The sequence below is a fragment of the Cellulosimicrobium cellulans genome, assembly GCF_001722485.1.
In the GTDB taxonomy this organism is placed as follows: Bacteria; Actinomycetota; Actinomycetes; order Actinomycetales; family Cellulomonadaceae; genus Cellulosimicrobium; species Cellulosimicrobium cellulans_A.
Genome location: NZ_LWGL01000322.1, coordinates 1 through 1,518, shown reverse-complemented (window position 1 = coordinate 1,518; position 1,518 = coordinate 1). Strand labels below are relative to the sequence as shown.

The following is a 1,518-nucleotide window of genomic DNA, read 5'->3' as shown; positions in this document are numbered from 1 at the left end:
GGCACCATCGCCGCGGTGCCGCTGCGCGATCGCGAGATGAACGAGCGGCAGATCGAGGTGCAGACGCTGGCCAACCGCAAGCTGCCGCCTGCCGCGCGCGCCTTCGTCGAGCATCTGCGGCAGGGCCTGATCGAGCTTCCACATTCGTGATTGCCGAAAGCGCAATCGAGTATTCGGAATATTGCGCCGATCGCATGGCTTCAGCGAGGCGGTGCGCGGCGAAAATCCCGATCTGATCCACCCTTCTACGTTCCGCGCTAGTCGCTGCCCTCATGTCACAGGAAATCCTCGTTCTCGGCGCCCAGCGACGGCGCGCGCGGGCGCGCCGCCGGCGCAGCCCCACCCGAACGACGGCGTGCGGCGCACGTCGGCGCGCAGCCCCAGCCGCGCGGCGAGCAGGACGTCGACGGACGGCGCGCCCACCCCGGTCACGGACGTCACGACGACGTGGTCCACGTCGCCCGCGGTCACGCCGGCGTCGTCGAGGGCGCGGCGGGCGGCCACCTCGGCGAGGTCCGTGGCGGCGGCGAGGAACGCGTCGTTGGACGCGCCGAACGTGCGCAGCTGCGCGTACGCGTCGAGGGGCAGGGCGAGGTGGCGGGTGTCGACGCCCGCGTGGGCGTGCAGCCGCCGCGCGAGCGCCGTGCGGACGGGGTCGTCCGTGAGCAGCGGGGCGATCACGTCGGTGATCTCGGACTGGGTGTGCGACCGGTCGGGCAGCGCCGTCCCGACCGCGACGAGGCGCGACATGCCCGCATCGTGCCACCGGTGGCGGGTCCTCGCGCGGGGACGGCGTCGCACGGCTAGCGTGCCCGCATGCCCCGGCCGTCCGCGACGCCCACCGAGCGCCGGTCACGGCCCGCGCCGGCCGCGACCGTGCGCGGGTTCGTCGACGCGTCCCACCCCGCGCCCGCCGCGCTCGTCACCGCCCTCGCGTGCGCGCTGTCCCTCGGCATCGGCGCGGGCGCCGTGACCGCCGCGCTCGTCACCGCCGCCGTCCTCGCCGGCCAGCTCTCCGTCGGGTGGTCCAACGACTGGATCGACGCGCGCCGCGACCTCGCCGTCGGCCGCGCCGACAAGCCCGTCGTCACCGGCGCCGTCACCCCCGCCGCGCTGCGCGCCGCCGCCCTCGCCGCCCTCGCCGCCTGCGCGGTCCTGTCGCTCGCGACGGGGCTCGTGCCGGGCGCCGTCCACCTCGTGGCCGTCGCCGGCGCCTGGGCCTACAACGCCGGGCTCAAGGCGACGCCGTGGTCCTGGGCCCCGTACGCCGTGTCCTTCGCCCTGCTCGCGGTGTTCGTCGTCCTCGCCGCCCCCGGCGACCGGGTGCCCGCGCCGTGGGCCCTCGCGGCGGCGGCGCTGCTCGGCAGCGGGGCGCACGTCGCGAACACGCTGCCCGACCTCGAGGACGACGCCGCCACCGGGGTGCGCGGCCTGCCGCACCGGATGGGCCGGCGCGCGGCGAGCGTGGCCGCGCCGGCGCTGCTCGCCGTCGCGGTGGTCGTCGTCGTGCTCGCGCCC

2 protein-coding genes are annotated in these 1,518 nt (G+C 76.8%); one reads left to right on the top strand and one right to left on the bottom strand.

Annotated features, from left to right (window positions below; translation table 11 throughout):
• Positions 1–270 precede the first annotated feature (270 nt).
• Positions 271–801 carry a hypothetical protein gene (locus tag JZ5iCDA_RS17435; protein ID WP_290438827.1) on the bottom strand — a complete coding sequence of 177 codons (531 nt, stop codon included), beginning with the start codon at positions 799–801 and terminating at the stop codon, positions 271–273.
• Between the two features lie 15 nt (positions 802–816).
• Between JZ5iCDA_RS17435 and JZ5iCDA_RS17430 the strand changes: the two genes are divergently transcribed.
• Positions 817–1,518, top strand: a 702-nt coding sequence (locus JZ5iCDA_RS17430; RefSeq protein WP_069388235.1) for a UbiA family prenyltransferase, incomplete at its 3' end; no start/stop codon positions are given.